We start from the raw sequence: 16,435 nt of genomic DNA, 5'->3' as shown, positions 1-16,435 counted from the left end.
CGCCCCTCAAACTTCCAGGACGTGGACGACGCAGATCGTCTTCTTGCCCCACTGCTCGGCAATGGCCGAACGTACCGCGCGCCGCACCGCTTCGCCGACCGCGTCAGAATCGCGCCGCTTGGCGCGCGGCAGATTCTCAAAGGTCGCGACCGCGACGTCGTAGATCAGTTCGTCCATCAGTTCGCCGGCCGCATTGCGCTCCGGGATGCCAACGAGATCGATCTGCGGATCGTCCGCCAGTTCGCCCTGCTCTGTCAGCGCAAGCGCCACGAACGCACTGCCTGCGAACGCCAGCCGCCGTCGCGCCACCACGGCGCGCGCGTTCTGGTCTTCCAGGATCTTGCCATCCTTGTAGAGGCGACCGGACGGCACCTGCTCGACAATGGCAGGCTCGCCCGGCGCAAGCCGCACCTGATCGCCATTCTTGCACACCAGCACCTTCGGTACGCCGCAGGAGCGCGCAAGCGCCGCATGTTCGGACAAATGTAGTGCCTCACCATGCGCAGGGACCAGCAATTGCGGGCGCACCCATGAGATCATGTCGCGCAGCTCATCGCGGCGCGGATGGCCGGAGACGTGAACCATGTGCGTGCGGTCGGTGATGACCTTGATACCCTGACTGACAAGGCCGTTGATGATCGAGCCGACCGCCTTCTCGTTGCCCGGAATGGTGCGCGATGAAAAGATCACGGTGTCGCCCTTGTTCAGCGTCACCTCGGGGTGGTCGTCATTGGCAATGCGCGCCAGCGCCGCGCGCGGCTCACCCTGGCTGCCGGTGCACAATGCCAGCACCTTGTTCGGCGGGAAGTGGCCGTAGAGGTCTGCGCCGCGGAACGGCGCAATACCATCGAGATAGCCCGTCTCGCGCGCGACCTGCGCCACGCGCTCCATCGCGCGACCGATCAGTACGACCTCGCGCTCCGCCTCGCGCGCGGCTTCCGCCACGGCGCGCATCCGAGAAACGTTGGAGGCGAACGTCGTCACTGCCACACGGCCCTTCGCGGCTTTGATGATCTCCGTCAAACCATGCGCGACTTCACGCTCCGATGGCGAGCGGCCCTCGCGCACCGCATTCGTGGAATCACCGATCAGCGCCAGCACGCCCTCGTCGCCGAGTTCACGCAGCCGCTTCTCGTTGGTCGGCTCACCGATCAGCGGCGTCGGATCGAGCTTCCAGTCGCCGGTATGCAGCACCAGCCCTTCGGAGGTGCGGATCGCCAGCGCGTGTGATTCTGGGATCGAATGCTGCATGGCGACGAATTCGACATTGAACGGGCCTATATCGATCCGCCCACCGGATTCGATCACCGTGACGGGGATGTTCGGCGGGTTGCGCTCGCTCGCGCATTTGGCTTCGAACAACGCCGCGGAAAATTTCGTGGCATAGATCGGGCACTGCAGGCGCGGCCACAGATCGATGATCGCGCCGAAATGATCCTCATGGGCATGGGTCAGCACGAGGCCGACGAGATTCTTCTTCTCAGATTCGAGGAAGCGGATATCCGGCATCACGACTTCGATGCCGGGCAGATGCTCCTCGTTGCCGAACGATACGCCAAGATCGACCGCGAGCCAGGAGCGCTGCCTGCCCTTGCCAAGGCCATATAGCGACAGGTTCATGCCGATTTCGCCGATGCCACCAAGCGGCACAAAACTCAGTTCATCAGCCCGTGCCATCACGCCGCTCCCGCGGACATCGCCGCACCGAAATAAACATCGCCCGCTGCGACCTTCGTCGACTCGCCGTTGCGAGACACGATAAGTCGCCCCGCCTCGTCGATCGTTTCGAACACACCGTCAATCACGCGATCACCCTGCCTAACCTGAATTGGTGCTCCCAGCCCGGCCGCGCGTATGAGCCATTGGGTGCGGATCGCCTCAAACCCCCGGCCGTGATCCCAAACCTCAAACCACTCGGCCCATGCATCCGTCAGCGCGGTGAACAATGTCTCCGCATCGGTGGCAATACCCAATGCCTGGAGAGAGATCGCGGGATATGGCGTGCCCTCCGGCGCAGCGACGACATTGACGCCCATGCCGACAACCGCAGCAAGGCCGTCCGGTGTCGCCTCTGCCTCGATCAGAATGCCCCCGAGCTTGGCCCCGTTCGCGAGCACATCGTTCGGCCATTTTAGACTGAATGAGGCCGCCCCGCCGCTCACCTGCCGCAGCGCCGTCTCCAGCGCGAGCCCGGCCGCGAATCCCAGTGTCGCCGCCCCTGCATGGTCGGTTTTGAGCGCCTCGATGATGCTGCAGGCGAGATTGCCGGGCGGAGAAATCCAGGCCCGCTGCCGCCGTCCGTGCCCCGCGGTCTGGTGAGCGGTCGCGAGCCAGAGCGGCCCGCGCTCGTCCATACGCATACGCTTCAACGCCTCAGCGTTGGTCGAGCCTGCACTTTCGAAGCTGACAAGGCGGTATTCCGCCGCTCGTGCCCGGAGACCGAGCGCGAAGCCCATCAGAACAGCGACTTCGCCGCAGCCGTGGCCGCGCTGACCAGCGGACCGGGATAGGCGAAGTACAGAAGGTTGAAGATACCCGCGAGCGTCAGCACGGTGCGTAGTTCGCCCGCCATCGGATCGACCGCGCCCTTCGGCTCGTCGAAGTACATCGTCTTGATGATCGCGAGATAGTAGAACGCACCCACCACGCTCGTCAGCACGCCGATCACCGCCAGCGGATAGAGCCCCGCCTGGATCGCGGCGAGGAAGACGTAAAACTTCGCGAAAAAGCCTGCGAGCGGCGGGATGCCGGCGAGCGAGAACAGCAACATCGCGAACATGAAGGCGAGATACGGATTGGTCCGCGACAGGCCTGCGAAATCGCTGATCTGTTCGAACTGCTGGCCGTTGCGCTTCAGCGAGAGAATGAACGAGAAGCTGCCGAACGTCATCACCACGTAGATCGCGGCGTAGATCAGCACGCCCTGCGCGCCCTGCGCTGTGCCCGCCGCGAGACCGACCAGCGCGAAGCCCATGTGACCGATCGAGGAATAGGCCATCAGACGTTTAATGTTCTTCTGGCCGATCGCGGCGAAGGAACCGAGCGCCATAGACGCGATAGAGACGAAAGTGACGATCTGCTGCCAGTCATGCGTCACGTTGGGGAACGCGGTAAGCAGCACGCGCACAAGCACTGCGAGTGCGGCGACCTTTGGAGCGGAGGCGAAGAATGCCGTGACCGGCGTCGGCGCGCCCTCGTAGACGTCCGGCGTCCACATGTGGAACGGCACGATCGAGATCTTGAAGCACAGTCCGACCAGCAGGAAGACGATGCCGAAGATCACACCGATGCTGCCAACCTTGGCCGCGGCGGCGATGCCGGCGAATTCCACCGTGCCGGTGAAACCGTAGATCAGCGAGGCGCCGTACAGCATCATGCCCGACGACAGCGCGCCGAGGACGAAATACTTCAGGCCCGCTTCCGTCGACCTCAGATTGTCACGATGGCTCGCGGCGACGACGTAGAGCGCGAGGCTCATCAGTTCGTAGCCGAGATAAAGCGTGATGAGATCGGTCGCTGAGATGAGCACCATCATGCCGACGCTCGAAAGCAGCACGAGGATGGAATACTCGAAAATCTTCGCCTCGTTAGTCAGGTAGCCGCGCGAGATGACGAGCGTCGCTGCGGACGCGACCAGCATCACGGTCTTGAGGAAGCGCGCATAGTCATCCACGACGAAGCTGCCGCCGAAGGTCGTCAGGCGTCCGGCCGGAAGGCACAGTTCCAGCACCAGCGTGACGGCGAGAAGCACGACAGCCAGCACCGTGACGATGCGCACCGTGCGCTCACCGCGATATGCGCCCAGCATCAGGAGCGCCATGGCACCCAGCGCGAGCACGATCTCGGGCAGGACCGGAAGCAGCGAATAATCTGCGACGTGGAAGTTCATTCGTGCGCCCTGCCCTTAAGGTAATGCCGCGGCTTTGACGGCATGGATCGCCGCGCCGTAATTCTCGACAAGGTGTTGGATGGAGGCCGCCGACATGTCCAGCACCGGCTTCGGATACACGCCGAACAGGATCGTGAGAACGATGAACGGCACGAAGATCATGACCTCGCGGCCGGTCATATCCTTGATGCTGGCCAGCGACGGCTTGGTGAGTTCACCGAACACGATCTTGCGGTAAAGCCACAGCGCATAGCCCGCCGACAGGATCACACCCGTAGTAGCGAAGATCGCCGTCGGGATCGAAGCCTTGAAGGTGCCGATCAGCGTCAGGAATTCGCCAACGAAACCGGACGTTCCTGGCAGGCCGACATTGGCCATGGTGAACAGCAGGAACGTGAAGGCATAAAGGGGCATACGATTGACGAGGCCGCCATAGGCCGCGATCTCGCGGGTGTGCATGCGGTCGTAGATCACGCCGACGCAGAGGAACAGCGCGCCGGACACGATGCCGTGCGAGATCATCTGGAACACGCCGCCCGCGACGCCCTGCACATTACCTGCGAAGATGCCCATGGTGACGAAGCCCATGTGCGCGACGGACGAATAAGCGATCAGCTTCTTCATATCCTCCTGCATCAGGGCGACCAGCGAGGTGTAGATGATCGCGATCGCCGACAGCGTCCACACCAGCGGCGCGAAGTCATGGGAGGCCAGCGGGAACATCGGCAGCGAGAAGCGCAGGAAGCCGTAGCCGCCCATCTTCAGCAAGATCGCCGCCAGCACCACGGAACCCGCGGTCGGTGCCTCGACGTGCGCGTCCGGCAACCAGGTGTGGACCGGCCACATCGGCATCTTCACCGCGAAGGATGCAAAGAACGCCAGCCACGCCCACCTCTGGAGCTCGTGCGGCAAATTCGTCGTCATCAGCGTCGGGATGTCGGTGGTGCCCGCCTGCGCATACAGCGCCATGATGGCAAGCAGCATCAGCACCGAGCCGAGCAGCGTGTAGAGGAAGAACTTGAAGCTCGCATAGACGCGGCGCGGACCGCCCCAGACGCCGATGATCAGGAACATCGGAATCAGGCCGCCTTCGAAGAACAGATAGAACAGCACGAGATCGAGCGAGGAGAAGGTGCCGACCATCAGCGTTTCCAGAACAAGGAACGCCATCATGTATTCGCGCACACGGACCTGGATCGACTTCCAGCTCGCCAGAATGCAGAACGGCATCAGCGCCGTGGTCAGGATCACGAACGGCAGCGAAATGCCGTCCACACCCATGTGGTAGTTGATCGCCGCGCCCAGCCAGTGCGCGCGCTCCTCAAACTGGAAGCCAGATTGCGAGGAGTCGAAATGCACCAGCAGCACCAGCGACACAGCGAAGGTAACGATGGTGGTCCACAGCGCGATCCAGCGCGCATTGCGGGCGGCACTAGCCTCGTTGCCGCGCGCCAGCAAGTAGAGCAAGGCCGCGCCGACGAGCGGCAGGAATGTGGTGACGGAAAGAACAGGCCAGGTGGTCATTATTGCTGGCCCCCGAGACCGAACATGAACCAGGTGATGAGCCCCGCCGCGCCGATCAACATGGCGAAGGCGTAGTGATAAAGGTATCCGGTCTGCAGCTTGACGACGCCGCGCGTCACATCCAGCACCCGCTTCGACACGCCGTCAGGCCCAAGCCCGTCGATCAGCATGCCGTCGCCCTTCTTCCAGAGCGTGTAGCCGAGCCACTTCGCCGGACGCACGAAGATCACGTCGTACAGCTCGTCGAAGTACCACTTGTTGAGCAGGAACTTGTAAAGCAGCGGCTGCTGGTGCGCGAGTTCGACCGGCAGATACGGCTTGGCGATGTAGAACAGATACGCCATCGCAAGGCCCGCGAGCATCATCAGCGTCGGCAGGAAGCCGATCCAGTGCGGAATGTGGTGCATCCCCTCCATCACATGCTCGTCGACCTTCAGCGCCGAGCCAAAAAACTCCCCGACCCCGTGGCCCGCGAACAACTCCTTGAACGGGAACCCAGCCGCGAATGAACCGATCGAAAGCACCGCGAGCGGGATCAGCATCACCAGTGGGCTTTCATGCGCCGCCTCGTAATGATGCTCGTCATGCGGCTTGCCGTGGAAGGTCATGAAGATCAGGCGCCACGAGTAGAACGAAGTCAGGCCCGCCGCGATAACGGTGCAGAGGAAACCGTAGAACGCGAACGGATTGCTGCTGTTTGCGGCAAACGCAGCCTCGATGATCGCGTCCTTCGAAAAGTAGCCTGCCGTAAGCGGGAAGCCGGTCAGCGCCAGCGTGCCGATCACCATGGTGGCGTAGGTGAAAGGAATTTTCCGCCACAGGCCGCCCATGTTGCGCATGTCCTGCTCGTGATGCATCGCGAGGATGACCGAACCGGAGCCCAGGAACAGCAACGCCTTGAAGAAGGCGTGGGTGAACAGATGGAAGATGCCGACGGAGTAAGCCCCCGCCCCCATCGCCACGAACATGTAGCCGAGCTGCGAACAGGTCGAATACGCGACGACACGCTTGATGTCGTTCTGCACGAGGCCGACAGTCGCGGCGAACAACGCCGTGGTGCCGCCGATCAGCATGACGAAGGCCTTGGCGTGCGGCGCGAGTTCAAACAGCGGCGACAGGCGCGCCACCATGAACACACCCGCGGTCACCATGGTCGCGGCGTGGATGAGCGCGGAGACTGGCGTCGGGCCTTCCATCGCGTCCGGCAGCCAGGTGTGCAGCAGGAACTGCGCGGACTTGCCCATCGCGCCCATGAACAGCAGCAGGCAGGTCAGCGTGAGTGCATCGACGTCCCAGTGGAACAGATGGATGGTCTTGCCGACGAGGCCGGGCGCGCCCGCGAAGATGGTCTCGAAATCGGTGGAGCCGACCAGCGCGAAGATCGCGAAGATGCCGAGCGCGAAACCGAAATCGCCGACGCGGTTGACGACGAACGCCTTGATCGCGGCCGCGTTCGCCGACGGCTTCTGGTACCAGAACCCAATCAGCAAGTAGCTCGCGAGGCCCACACCTTCCCAACCGAAGAACAGCTGCACCAGGTTGTCGGATGTCACCAGCATCAGCATCGCGAAGGTGAACAGCGATAGATAAGCCATGAAGCGCGGACGGTTCGGATCCTCGTTCATGTAGCCGATCGAATACAGATGCACGAGCGAGGACACGGTCGTGACCACGACCAACATCACCGCCGTCAGTGTATCGACGCGCAATGCCCAGTTGATCCTGAGGTCACCGGAATCGATCCAGCTCGTCAACACCACGCGCAGATCGTGATGCATCAGCGCGACATCGACGAACATCACCCAGGCGAGCGCCGCCGAAGTCAGCAACAGCGCGGTTGTGATGACTTCCGCGAGGCGCGAGCCCGCGGCGGCGGGTTCGACCGGGCCGTGATGATCGTCATGGCCATGGTCCGCCTCGTGATGGGCGTCATGTGCATGCGCCGCGCCATGGCCGTGATCGTCATGCCCGTGCGCATGATCCATCTCGTCGCCGCTGGGGTTGCGGCCATGTGCACCGATGAGCGTGATGACGCCTGCAATCAGCGCGCCGATCAGGGGCAGGAAAACAATCGCCTGAATCATAACCTTGTCAGCCCTTCATCAGGTTGATGTCTTCGACTGCAATGGAGCCGCGGTTGCGGAAGTAAACGACGAGAATCGCCAGCCCGATCGCGGCTTCCGCCGCAGCCACGGTGAGCACCAGCAGCGCGAACACCTGACCGACGATGTCGTGGAGGAAGCTTGAGAACGACACCAGGTTGATGTTGACCGACAACAGGATCAACTCGACCGACATCAGGATGATGATGACGTTCTTGCGGTTGAGAAAGATGCCCAGAATGCCAAGCGTGAACAGGATCGCTGCGACGGCGAGGTAGTGCCCGAGACCGATCGTCATTTCACCCACTCCCCTGCATCGGCGTCCTGCAGCCCCTGCCCCGACGGCACCTGGCGCACCGTCATTGCACTCGCCTTGCCGCGCGCGTTCTGGACGCTGATGTTCTGTCGCTTGACGTTCGGCTTGTGGCGCAGCGTCAGCACGATGGCGCCGATCATCGCCACCAGCAGCACGAGGCCCGCGAGTTGGAAATAATGGATATAGCGCGTGTAAAGCACGAGGCCGATCGCCTCGGTGTTGGTCACGGTTGTCGGGATCGGCGCGGTGATCGAATGCGCCACATCCGGGCTCAGCACCCAGCCGCCCGCGACCAGCAGCAGTTCGGCGAGGAAGATCGCGCCAATCAGCAGGCCGACCGGCAGATATTCGATGAAGCCTTGCCGCAGTTCGGCGAAGTCCACGTCCAGCATCATGATGACGAACAGGAACAGCACCGCGACCGCGCCGACGTACACCACGATCAGGATCATCGCCAGGAATTCGGCGTTGAGCAGCACGAACAGCCCCGCCGCGTTGACGAAGGTCAGGATCAGGAACAGCACCGAGTGCACGGGGTTGCGCGCGGTCACGACCATCACGGCCGAGGCGACGCAGACGCCGGCGAAGAGATAAAAGAACAGCGCGGGAAGGATCATGAGGCGTTACCTGTACGGCGCGTCTTGTTCGATGTTCTTGGCAATCTCACGCTCCCAGCGGTCGCCGTTCGCGAGCAATCGGGCCTTGTCGTAGTAGAGTTCTTCGCGTGTCTCGGTCGCGAATTCGAAGTTCGGTCCTTCGACGATGGCGTCCACTGGGCAGGCTTCCTGGCACAGGCCGCAATAGATGCACTTCACCATGTCGATGTCGTAGCGCACAGTACGGCGCGTGCCGTCGTTACGGCGCGGGCCTGCCTCGATGGTGATGGCCTGCGCCGGGCAGATCGCCTCACACAGCTTGCAGGCGATGCAGCGTTCCTCGCCGTTCGGGTAACGGCGCAGCGCGTGCTCGCCACGGAAGCGCGGCGAAAGCGGATTCTTCTCGAACGGATAGTTCACGGTCGGCTTCGGCTTGAAGAAATAGCGCATCGTCAGCACGAAGGCTGACGCGAATTCCTTGAGCAGAAGCGAGTTGACGGCTGATGCTATTCCCATGATGCCCTCACTTCGGCGCCCATTGGGCAAACTGCAGGACGCCCGCAACAATGACCACCATCGCCAGCGACAGCGGCAGGAACACCTTCCAGCCGAGCCGCATCAACTGATCGTAGCGGTAGCGCGGCACGATCGCCTTCGCCATCGCGATCAGGAAGAAGAAGGCGAACGCCTTCAGCACGAACCAGATCACGCCCGGCACCCAGTTGAACGGCGGCAGGTCGACCGGCGGCAGCCAGCCGCCCATGAACAGGATCGCCGCCATCGCGCACATCGTGCAAATCGCGACGTATTCGCCGAGCATGAACAGCAGATACGGCGTCGAGCCGTATTCGACCATGAAGCCCGCGACGAGTTCTGATTCCGCTTCCACGAGATCGAACGGCGGGCGGTTGGTTTCCGCGAGCGCCGAAACGTAGAAGATCACGAACATCGGCAGCAGCGGCAGCCAGTACCAGTTCAGGATGGTGAGCCACGGCACGCCGAGCATGGTGGCAAGGCCGCGATGATGCTGAGCTTCGACGATGGCGGTGAGGTTCAGCGAACCGACGCACAAGAGTACGGTGATGACGACGAAGCCGATCGAGACCTCGTAGGACACCATCTGCGCGGCGGAACGCAGCGCGGCCATGAACGGATATTTCGAGTTCGACGACCAGCCCGCCATGATGATGCCGTAGATCGACAGCGAGGAGATCGCGAGAATGTAGAGAATGCCGACGTTGATGTCGGCGATCACCCAGTTGAGGTTGACCGGGATCACCGCCCACGCCGCCAGCGCCAGCACGCAGGAGACGAGCGGCGCGAGCAGGAAGATGCCCTTGTTGGCGCCTGCCGGGATCGTCGGCTCCTTCAACACGAACTTCAGAAGGTCAGCGAACGATTGGAACAGGCCCCAAGGACCGACCACGTTCGGGCCGCGGCGGATCTGCACCGCCGCCCAGATCTTTCGGTCGGCAAGCAGTATGTAGGCGATCGCGACCAGCAGTACGACGAGCAGCAGCAGGCTTTGCGCCAGCATCACGATGAGCGGCCAGAGAAAGTCGGTCCAGACAGAGCTTGCGAAGAATTCGGACATCAGCTCACTACTCCGCTGCGCTCAGGATTTGCCCGGAAGCAAGGCGCGAACATTCGGCCATCACCGCCGAGGCGCGGGCGATCGGGTTGGTCAGATAGAAGTCGGCGACCGGGCTCTTGAAGGCGGCCTTGTCGACGTTGCCGCCACGCGCGGCGAGCGCCTTGAGCGCAACCGCTCCGTCCGACGCCTCGATCTGGTCGATACGCATCAGATGCGGCACGGTCTTGAACATCGCCTGCCGCAACTGCTGCAGCGAGTCATAAGGCAGCCGCTCGCCGAGCGTGTCCGACAGCGCACGCAGCACTGCCCAATCCTCGCGGGCATCGCCCGGCGGGAAGCCCGCTCGGTTGCCCATCTGCACGCGGCCTTCGGTGTTGACGTAGATGCCGCTCTTTTCGGTGTAGGCCGCACCCGGCAGGATAACGTCAGCGCGATGCGCGCCACGGTCGCCATGCGTGCCGATGTAAACGACGAATGCACCTGCCGGCACGTCGACCTCGTCGGCGCCGAGCAGGAACAGCACGTCCAACGCGCCGGGAGCGAGCATCTTCTCTGCGTCCAGTCCGCCCTCGCCCGGCACGAAACCGACATCGAGCGCACCGACCGCAGACGCCGCGGTGTGCAGCACGGCGAAACCGTTCCAGCCGTCCTTCACCGCGCCGACGCCGGAGGCCAGCGAGACCGCCTGCGCGAGCAGCGCCGCGCCGTCCTTACGGCCGAAAGCGCCCGCGCCGACCAGCACGATCGGCTTCTTCGCACCCTTCAGCACGTCGGCGAAGGAATGCTTGCCGGCAGCGATCTCCGCGACTGTGTCCGCGCCTGCGCCGAGATGGTCGTAACGATAGGTCAGATCGGCCTTCTCGCCGATCACGCCGACCTTGATCTGACCCGTGCGCCAGCGCTTGCGGATGCGCGCGTTGACGATCGGCGCTTCCTTGCGCGGATTGGCGCCGATGATGAGAAGCGCGTCGGCTTCCTCGATGCCCGCAATGGTCGGGTTGAAGGTATAGGACGCGCGGCCAAACTTCGGATCGAAGGCAGCAATATTCTGCGCGGCGATATTGTTCGAGCCGAGCCGAGTCAGCAGATCCTTCAGCGCGAACATCTCTTCGACAGCCGCGAGATCGCCCGCGATGGCGCCGACACGATTGCCCTTTGCCTTCTTCGCGGCGATGGCGGCAAACGCCTCGCTCCAGGATGCCGCGCGCAGTCTGCCATTCTCGCGAATATAAGGACGATCAAGGCGCTGGGTGCGCAGGCCATCGACGATGTGACGGGTCTTGTCGGAAATCCACTCCTCGTTCACCGCCTCGTTGACGCGCGGCAGAATGCGCATCACTTCGCGGCCACGGGTGTCGACGCGGATCGCGGAGCCGACCGCATCCATCACGTCGACGGACTGGGTCTTGCCGAGTTCCCACGGGCGCGCAGCGAACGCATAAGGCTTCGAGGTCAGCGCACCTACTGGGCAGATGTCGACGAGGTTGCCCTGCAACTCGGAGGTCAGCGCGCTTTCGAGATAGGTGGTGATCTCGACATCTTCACCACGGCCGATCAGGCCCATCTCCGGCACGCCGCACACCTCGTTGGCGAAGCGAACGCAGCGGGTGCACTGGATGCAGCGTGTCATCGAGGTCTTCACCAGCACGCCGAGATACTTGTCCTCGACGGCACGCTTGTTCTCGGCGAAACGACTGGTGTCGATGCCGTAACCCATCGCCTGGTCCTGCAGATCGCACTCGCCGCCCTGATCGCAAATCGGGCAATCGAGCGGATGATTGATGAGCAGAAACTCCATCACGCCTTCGCGTGCCTTCTTCACCATCGGCGACTTGGTTTTCACCGACGGCAGTTCGCCGTTCGGACCCGGACGACAATCGCGCACGCCCCAAGCGCAGCTTGCGACCGGCTTCGGCGAACCCGCGACCTCGACGAGGCACATGCGGCAGTTGCCGGCGATCGATAAACGCTCGTGATAGCAGAAGCGCGGAATCTCGGCGCCCGCCGCTTCGCATGCCTGCAGCAGCGTGTATTCGGCGGGAACGTCGATCTCTTTGCCGTCGATGAGGATCTTGGTCATCGCATTCACTCCGCCGCGACCATGTGATCGGGGTCGAGAATGCCCTGATCGTCGAGTGTTGCCTTGCGCGTGAAGTCGTTGATGCGCCGTTCGATCTCCGGCCGGAAGGCGCGGATCAGGCCCTGGATCGGCCATGCCGCCGCGTCGCCGAGCGCGCAGATGGTGTGACCTTCGACCTGCTTGGTCACTTCCAGCAGCATGTCGATCTCACGCTTGTGGGCGCGGCCTTCGACCATGCGCGTCAGCACGCGCCACATCCAGCCGGTGCCCTCACGGCACGGCGTGCACTGGCCGCAACTCTCATGCTTGAAGAAATAGGAAATGCGCGCGATCGCCGCTATCACGTCGGTGGACTTGTCCATCACAATGACGCCAGCGGTGCCGAAGCTCGACTTCACTGCGCGCGTGCCGTCGAAATCCATGATGAGGTCTTCGCAATCCGCCGCCGGGATCAGCGGGCACGATGCGCCGCCTGGAATAATCGCAAGCAGATTGTCCCACCCGCCACGAATGCCGCCGCCGTGCTTGTCGATCAACTCACGGAACGGAATGCTCATCGCCTCTTCGACCACGCAGGGCGTGTTGACGTGGCCCGAGATGCCGTAAAGCTTGGTACCGACATTGTTCGCCCGGCCAATGGCCGCGAACCACGCGGCGCCACGGCGCAGGATGTCCGGCGCGACCGCGATCGACTCGACGTTATTCACCGTGGTCGGGCAGCCGTAGAGGCCGACATTCGCCGGGAACGGCGGCTTCAGGCGCGGTTGGCCCTTCTTGCCCTCAAGGCTTTCGAGCAGCGCGGTTTCCTCGCCACAAATGTATGCGCCGGCGCCGTGCGTGACATAGAGATCGAATGGCCAGCCATGGACGTTGTCCTTGCCGATCAGCTTGGCCTCATAGGCCTGATCGACGGCAGCCTGCAGATTCTCGCGCTCGCGGATGAACTCGCCGCGGATATAGATGTAGGCCGCATGTGCGCCCATCGCGAAGCTCGCAAGCAGGCAGCCTTCGACGAGCAGATGCGGATCGTGCCGCATGATCTCGCGATCCTTACAGGTGCCTGGCTCGGACTCGTCGGCGTTGACCACGAGATAGCTCGGGCGGCCGTCGGTCGATTCCTTCGGCATGAACGACCATTTCATGCCAGTCGGGAAGCCCGCGCCACCACGGCCGCGCAGACCCGATGCCTTCATTTCGCTGACGATCCAGTCGCGGCCCTTGTCGATGATGGCCTTGGTGCCATCCCATGCACCTCGACGGCGCGCGCCTTCCAGCCCCCAGTCCTGAAGGCCGTACAGATTCTTGAAGATGCGATCCTTGTCGTCGAGCATCACTTCTTGCCCTTCTTGGTCGCGTCGTCACCGACTTCTTGCAAAACGCGCGGTCCACCCTCAGGCGCCGAGAACTGGCGTCCGTTCTGCGGTCCCGGCTTCGGCGGATTGCCGGCGGCAAAACCGTCCAGCACCTTGTTGAAGCTCTCGGGCGTCAGATCCTCGTAGGTATCCTTCCAGATCATCACCATCGGCGCGTTCACGCAGGCACCGAGACATTCGACCTCTTCCCACGAGAAGTCGCCGTCGGCCGACACATGGAATGGATCGTGATGGATGCGGTGCTTGCAGACCTCGATCAGGTCCTTCGAACCGCGCAGCATGCACGGCGTGGTGCCGCAGACCTGCACGTGCGCCTTCTTGCCGACCGGCGAGAGCTGGAACATCGTGTAGAAGGTCGCGATCTCCATAACGCGGATATGCATCATGCCGAGCATGTCTGCGACCGCACGGATCGCCGCCTCGGAAATCCAGCCTTCGTTCTGCTCCTGCGCGCGCCACAGAATCGCGATGACGGCCGACTGCTGCCGTCCTTCCGGATACTTCGCGATCTGCTGCTTTGCCCACGCCAGATTTTCGTCCGTGAAGACGAAGCTCTCGGGCTGCTGCTCTTTCGGTGCCAAACGCCGAACAGACATTACATTCTCTCGATCGTCATGGAGCCGCGCGATGCGGGGCTCGTGTCCAAATTGCGGATGCGCGCAGCCATCACCGGTCCACCTCGCCAAACACGATGTCGAGGGAGCCGAGAATGGCGGAGACGTCGGCCAGCAGATGGCCCTTGCAGATGAAGTCCATCGCCTGCAGGTGAGCAAAACCCGGAGCGCGGATCTTGCACTTGTAAGGCTTGTTGGTGCCGTCGGCGACGAGATAGACGCCGAACTCACCCTTCGGCGCTTCCACGGCGGCATAGACTTCGCCCGCCGGAACGCGAACGCCTTCGGTGTAGAGCTTGAAGTGATGGATTAGCGCTTCCATCGAGCGCTTCATCTCACCACGGCGCGGCGGGGTGATCTTGTTGTCCTCGATCACGACAGGCCCCTGCCCGTCCGGTGAACGCAGCTTGGCGATGCACTGCTTCATGATGCGCACCGACTGGCGCATTTCCTCGACGCGGATGCAGTAGCGGTCGTAGCAGTCGCCGTTCTTGCCGATCGGAATGTCGAATTCCATCTCGTCGTAGCATTCGTAAGGCTGCGCCTTGCGCAGATCCCACGCCGCGCCCGAACCGCGCACCATGACGCCGGAGAAACCCCACTCCCAAGCCTGATCCAGCGTCACCACGCCGATATCGACGTTGCGCTGCTTGAAGATGCGGTTGTCGGTGAGAAGCGTCTCGAGATCGTCAACGACCTGCAGGAACGGATCGCACCACGCATCGATGTCGTCGATCAGCTTCGGCGGCAGATCCTGATGCACTCCGCCGATGCGGAAGAAGGCCGCATGCATGCGCGAGCCGGAGGCGCGCTCGTAGAACATCATCAGCTTTTCGCGTTCCTCGAAGCCCCACAGCGGAGGCGTCAGCGCACCGACGTCCATTGCCTGCGTGGTGACATTGAGGAGATGCGAGAGAATGCGGCCGATCTCGGAATAGAGAACGCGGATCAACTGCCCGCGACGCGGCACGGTGATGCCGAGCAACTTTTCCGCCGCGAGGCAGAAGGCGTGCTCCTGATTCATTGGCGCAACGTAGTCGAGCCGGTCGAAATACGGAATCGCCTGCAGATAGGTCTTCTGCTCGATCAGCTTTTCGGTGCCGCGGTGAAGCAGGCCGATATGCGGATCGACGCGCTCGACCACTTCGCCGTCGAGTTCGAGCACAAGACGCAGCACACCGTGCGCCGCCGGATGCTGCGGGCCGAAATTGATGGTGAAATTGCGCGTGCCGGGGGTGTCGCGCAGCGCGTCGGCTTCAGTGATGCTCATGCGGCTACTCCCGCTTTCGCGGCCTTTTCGGAAACCCGCGCCGTGAACTTGTCCCACATCACCGCATAACGCTCGTGACGTCCCTTGCCGATCACATCGACGCCATCATGCGCCTTGACGTTGAAGCGCAACAGTTTGCCCTTCACCTCAGTGCATTCGACATCGACATTGATCGTAAGGCCCGGCGGCGTCGCCGCGGTATGATCGACATCAATCAAAGTGCCGAGCGTGCCCTCGCCGTCCTCAAGATGAGGGCGGATCATGTCGATGCAGGCCCACTCCATCAGACCGACCATATAGCCGGTGGCAAAAACGTGCGGCATGACCTGAAAGTCCCGCGCTTCGGGAAACAGGTGCGGCACGGTCTTGTTCTCCGGCACGCGGTAAGTGAAGCGATGGGTCGATCCGACGGTGAGTGAAGGCTTCATGGCGTGGACGCCTTCTTCTCTTCGCCCGGAGGCTTCGACACGCCCGACGCCTTCTCGTCGCCCGGCAGCAGATAGTCCGCGCCTTCCCACGGCGAGAGGAAATCGAACTTGCGGAATTCCTGATTAAGACGGACCGGGTCGTAGACGACGCGCTTTTCCTGGTCGTCGTAGCGAACCTCGACGAAGCCGGTCAGCGGGAAGTCCTTGCGCAGCGGATGGCCTTCGAAGCCGTAATCGGTCAGCAGCCGGCGCATGTCAGGATGGCCGGTGAAGATCACGCCATAAAGGTCGTAGGTTTCGCGCTCGAACCAGTCGGCACCCGGAAACACATTGATCAGCGACGGCACCTGCGTCGCTTCGTTCGCCTGCCCGCGCAGCCGCAGCCGCGCATTCAGGGTTGGTGACATGAAGTGATAAACCACGTCGAAGCGGTTTTCACGGCCGGGATAATCCACCGCCGTCACGTCGATGATGTTGACGAAGCGGCAGCGCGGATCGGTCTTGAGGAAGCGAGCGACCTCGACGATCCGGGAAAGATCGACCGAGATGTTGAGCTCGCCCACCTCGACCGCATGGCCGAGCGCTGCGCCTGGCAGCGCACCAACAATCGTCTGACCGAGAGCGTCGAGTCTGGCGTCGTCCATCTTGC

General features: G+C 62.6%; 15 protein-coding genes. All 15 read right to left on the bottom strand.

Annotation, left to right across the window (positions count from 1 at the left end):
- Positions 1 to 6: 6 nt before the first annotated feature.
- Positions 7 to 1,677: a ribonuclease J gene (locus HMPREF9697_RS02835; RefSeq protein WP_002715637.1), complete on the bottom strand. Its 1,671-nt coding sequence runs from the start codon at positions 1,675 to 1,677 to the stop codon at positions 7 to 9.
- The gene (locus HMPREF9697_RS02830; RefSeq protein WP_002715636.1) at positions 1,677 to 2,456 is read right to left on the bottom strand and encodes a biotin--[acetyl-CoA-carboxylase] ligase; all 780 of its coding nucleotides are present in this window, start codon (positions 2,454 to 2,456) and stop codon (positions 1,677 to 1,679) included. The genes HMPREF9697_RS02835 and HMPREF9697_RS02830 overlap by 1 nt, the downstream gene beginning before the upstream one ends.
- Entirely contained in the window at positions 2,456 to 3,889 is a 1,434-nt protein-coding gene (gene nuoN / locus HMPREF9697_RS02825) for an NADH-quinone oxidoreductase subunit NuoN (RefSeq protein WP_002715635.1), read from the bottom strand. Before nuoN ends, HMPREF9697_RS02830 begins: the two co-directional genes overlap by 1 nt.
- Before the next feature lie 15 nt (positions 3,890 to 3,904).
- Complete coding sequence (locus HMPREF9697_RS02820; protein ID WP_002715634.1) at positions 3,905 to 5,413, bottom strand: NADH-quinone oxidoreductase subunit M; 1,509 nt, start codon at positions 5,411 to 5,413, stop codon at positions 3,905 to 3,907.
- The gene (nuoL, locus tag HMPREF9697_RS02815; protein WP_002715633.1) at positions 5,413 to 7,497 is read right to left on the bottom strand and encodes an NADH-quinone oxidoreductase subunit L; all 2,085 of its coding nucleotides are present in this window, start codon (positions 7,495 to 7,497) and stop codon (positions 5,413 to 5,415) included. The genes HMPREF9697_RS02820 and nuoL overlap by 1 nt, the downstream gene beginning before the upstream one ends.
- A 7-nt stretch (positions 7,498 to 7,504) precedes the next feature.
- Positions 7,505 to 7,813: an NADH-quinone oxidoreductase subunit NuoK gene (gene nuoK / locus HMPREF9697_RS02810; protein WP_002715632.1), complete on the bottom strand. Its 309-nt coding sequence runs from the start codon at positions 7,811 to 7,813 to the stop codon at positions 7,505 to 7,507.
- Positions 7,810 to 8,448 carry an NADH-quinone oxidoreductase subunit J gene (locus HMPREF9697_RS02805; protein ID WP_002715631.1) on the bottom strand — a complete coding sequence of 213 codons (639 nt, stop codon included), beginning with the start codon at positions 8,446 to 8,448 and terminating at the stop codon, positions 7,810 to 7,812. Before HMPREF9697_RS02805 ends, nuoK begins: the two co-directional genes overlap by 4 nt.
- A gap of 6 nt (positions 8,449 to 8,454) precedes the next feature.
- Positions 8,455 to 8,943, bottom strand: coding sequence for an NADH-quinone oxidoreductase subunit NuoI (gene nuoI / locus HMPREF9697_RS02800; RefSeq protein WP_002715630.1), 489 nt, complete (start codon positions 8,941 to 8,943; stop codon positions 8,455 to 8,457).
- Positions 8,944 to 8,950: 7 nt separating this feature from the next.
- Complete coding sequence (gene nuoH / locus HMPREF9697_RS02795; protein ID WP_002715629.1) at positions 8,951 to 10,021, bottom strand: NADH-quinone oxidoreductase subunit NuoH; 1,071 nt, start codon at positions 10,019 to 10,021, stop codon at positions 8,951 to 8,953.
- Between the two features lie 7 nt (positions 10,022 to 10,028).
- On the bottom strand, positions 10,029 to 12,101 hold the full coding sequence (nuoG, locus tag HMPREF9697_RS02790; RefSeq protein ID WP_002715628.1) for an NADH-quinone oxidoreductase subunit NuoG: 2,073 nt from the start codon (positions 12,099 to 12,101) through the stop codon (positions 10,029 to 10,031).
- Between the two features lie 5 nt (positions 12,102 to 12,106).
- Positions 12,107 to 13,432, bottom strand: a complete 1,326-nt coding sequence (gene nuoF / locus HMPREF9697_RS02785) for an NADH-quinone oxidoreductase subunit NuoF (RefSeq protein ID WP_002715627.1) — start codon at positions 13,430 to 13,432, stop codon at positions 12,107 to 12,109.
- Positions 13,432 to 14,070 (bottom strand): NADH-quinone oxidoreductase subunit NuoE, encoded by a 639-nt coding sequence (nuoE, locus tag HMPREF9697_RS02780; RefSeq protein ID WP_002715626.1) that lies wholly within the window; start codon positions 14,068 to 14,070, stop codon positions 13,432 to 13,434. Before nuoE ends, nuoF begins: the two co-directional genes overlap by 1 nt.
- Before the next feature lie 70 nt (positions 14,071 to 14,140).
- Positions 14,141 to 15,358 carry an NADH-quinone oxidoreductase subunit D gene (locus HMPREF9697_RS02775; RefSeq protein ID WP_002715625.1) on the bottom strand — a complete coding sequence of 406 codons (1,218 nt, stop codon included), beginning with the start codon at positions 15,356 to 15,358 and terminating at the stop codon, positions 14,141 to 14,143.
- The gene (locus HMPREF9697_RS02770) at positions 15,355 to 15,786 is read right to left on the bottom strand and encodes a thioesterase family protein (RefSeq protein WP_002715624.1); all 432 of its coding nucleotides are present in this window, start codon (positions 15,784 to 15,786) and stop codon (positions 15,355 to 15,357) included. The genes HMPREF9697_RS02775 and HMPREF9697_RS02770 overlap by 4 nt, the downstream gene beginning before the upstream one ends.
- A complete protein-coding gene (locus tag HMPREF9697_RS02765; RefSeq protein ID WP_002715623.1) occupies positions 15,783 to 16,430 on the bottom strand; it encodes an NADH-quinone oxidoreductase subunit C in 648 nt (215 codons plus the stop codon). Before HMPREF9697_RS02765 ends, HMPREF9697_RS02770 begins: the two co-directional genes overlap by 4 nt.
- Positions 16,431 to 16,435 lie beyond the last annotated feature (5 nt).

This window comes from Afipia felis ATCC 53690 (assembly GCF_000314735.2).
Taxonomy (GTDB): domain Bacteria; phylum Pseudomonadota; class Alphaproteobacteria; order Rhizobiales; family Xanthobacteraceae; genus Afipia; species Afipia felis.
The sequence above is the reverse complement of the archived record's forward strand: the minus strand, read 5'-3'. Positions and strand labels throughout refer to the sequence as shown.

Excerpts from the sequence above, each read along its gene's own strand:
- nuoK (WP_002715632.1), bottom strand. The coding sequence starts at position 7,813 with ATGACGATCGGTCTCGGGCACTACCTCGCCGTCGCAGCGATCCTGTTC.
- HMPREF9697_RS02830 (WP_002715636.1), bottom strand. The coding sequence starts at position 2,456 with ATGGGCTTCGCGCTCGGTCTCCGGGCACGAGCGGCGGAATACCGCCTT.
- nuoL (WP_002715633.1), bottom strand. The coding sequence starts at position 7,497 with ATGATTCAGGCGATTGTTTTCCTGCCCCTGATCGGCGCGCTGATTGCA.
- nuoF (WP_002715627.1), bottom strand. The coding sequence starts at position 13,432 with ATGCTCGACGACAAGGATCGCATCTTCAAGAATCTGTACGGCCTTCAG.
- HMPREF9697_RS02835 (WP_002715637.1), bottom strand. The coding sequence starts at position 1,677 with ATGGCACGGGCTGATGAACTGAGTTTTGTGCCGCTTGGTGGCATCGGC.
- HMPREF9697_RS02820 (WP_002715634.1), bottom strand. The coding sequence starts at position 5,413 with ATGACCACCTGGCCTGTTCTTTCCGTCACCACATTCCTGCCGCTCGTC.
- nuoE (WP_002715626.1), bottom strand. The coding sequence starts at position 14,070 with ATGTCTGTTCGGCGTTTGGCACCGAAAGAGCAGCAGCCCGAGAGCTTC.
- nuoI (WP_002715630.1), bottom strand. The coding sequence starts at position 8,943 with ATGGGAATAGCATCAGCCGTCAACTCGCTTCTGCTCAAGGAATTCGCG.
- HMPREF9697_RS02765 (WP_002715623.1), bottom strand. The coding sequence starts at position 16,430 with ATGGACGACGCCAGACTCGACGCTCTCGGTCAGACGATTGTTGGTGCG.
- nuoH (WP_002715629.1), bottom strand. The coding sequence starts at position 10,021 with ATGTCCGAATTCTTCGCAAGCTCTGTCTGGACCGACTTTCTCTGGCCG.
- nuoN (WP_002715635.1), bottom strand. The coding sequence starts at position 3,889 with ATGAACTTCCACGTCGCAGATTATTCGCTGCTTCCGGTCCTGCCCGAG.
- nuoG (WP_002715628.1), bottom strand. The coding sequence starts at position 12,101 with ATGACCAAGATCCTCATCGACGGCAAAGAGATCGACGTTCCCGCCGAA.
- HMPREF9697_RS02770 (WP_002715624.1), bottom strand. The coding sequence starts at position 15,786 with ATGAAGCCTTCACTCACCGTCGGATCGACCCATCGCTTCACTTACCGC.
- HMPREF9697_RS02775 (WP_002715625.1), bottom strand. The coding sequence starts at position 15,358 with ATGAGCATCACTGAAGCCGACGCGCTGCGCGACACCCCCGGCACGCGC.
- HMPREF9697_RS02805 (WP_002715631.1), bottom strand. The coding sequence starts at position 8,448 with ATGATCCTTCCCGCGCTGTTCTTTTATCTCTTCGCCGGCGTCTGCGTC.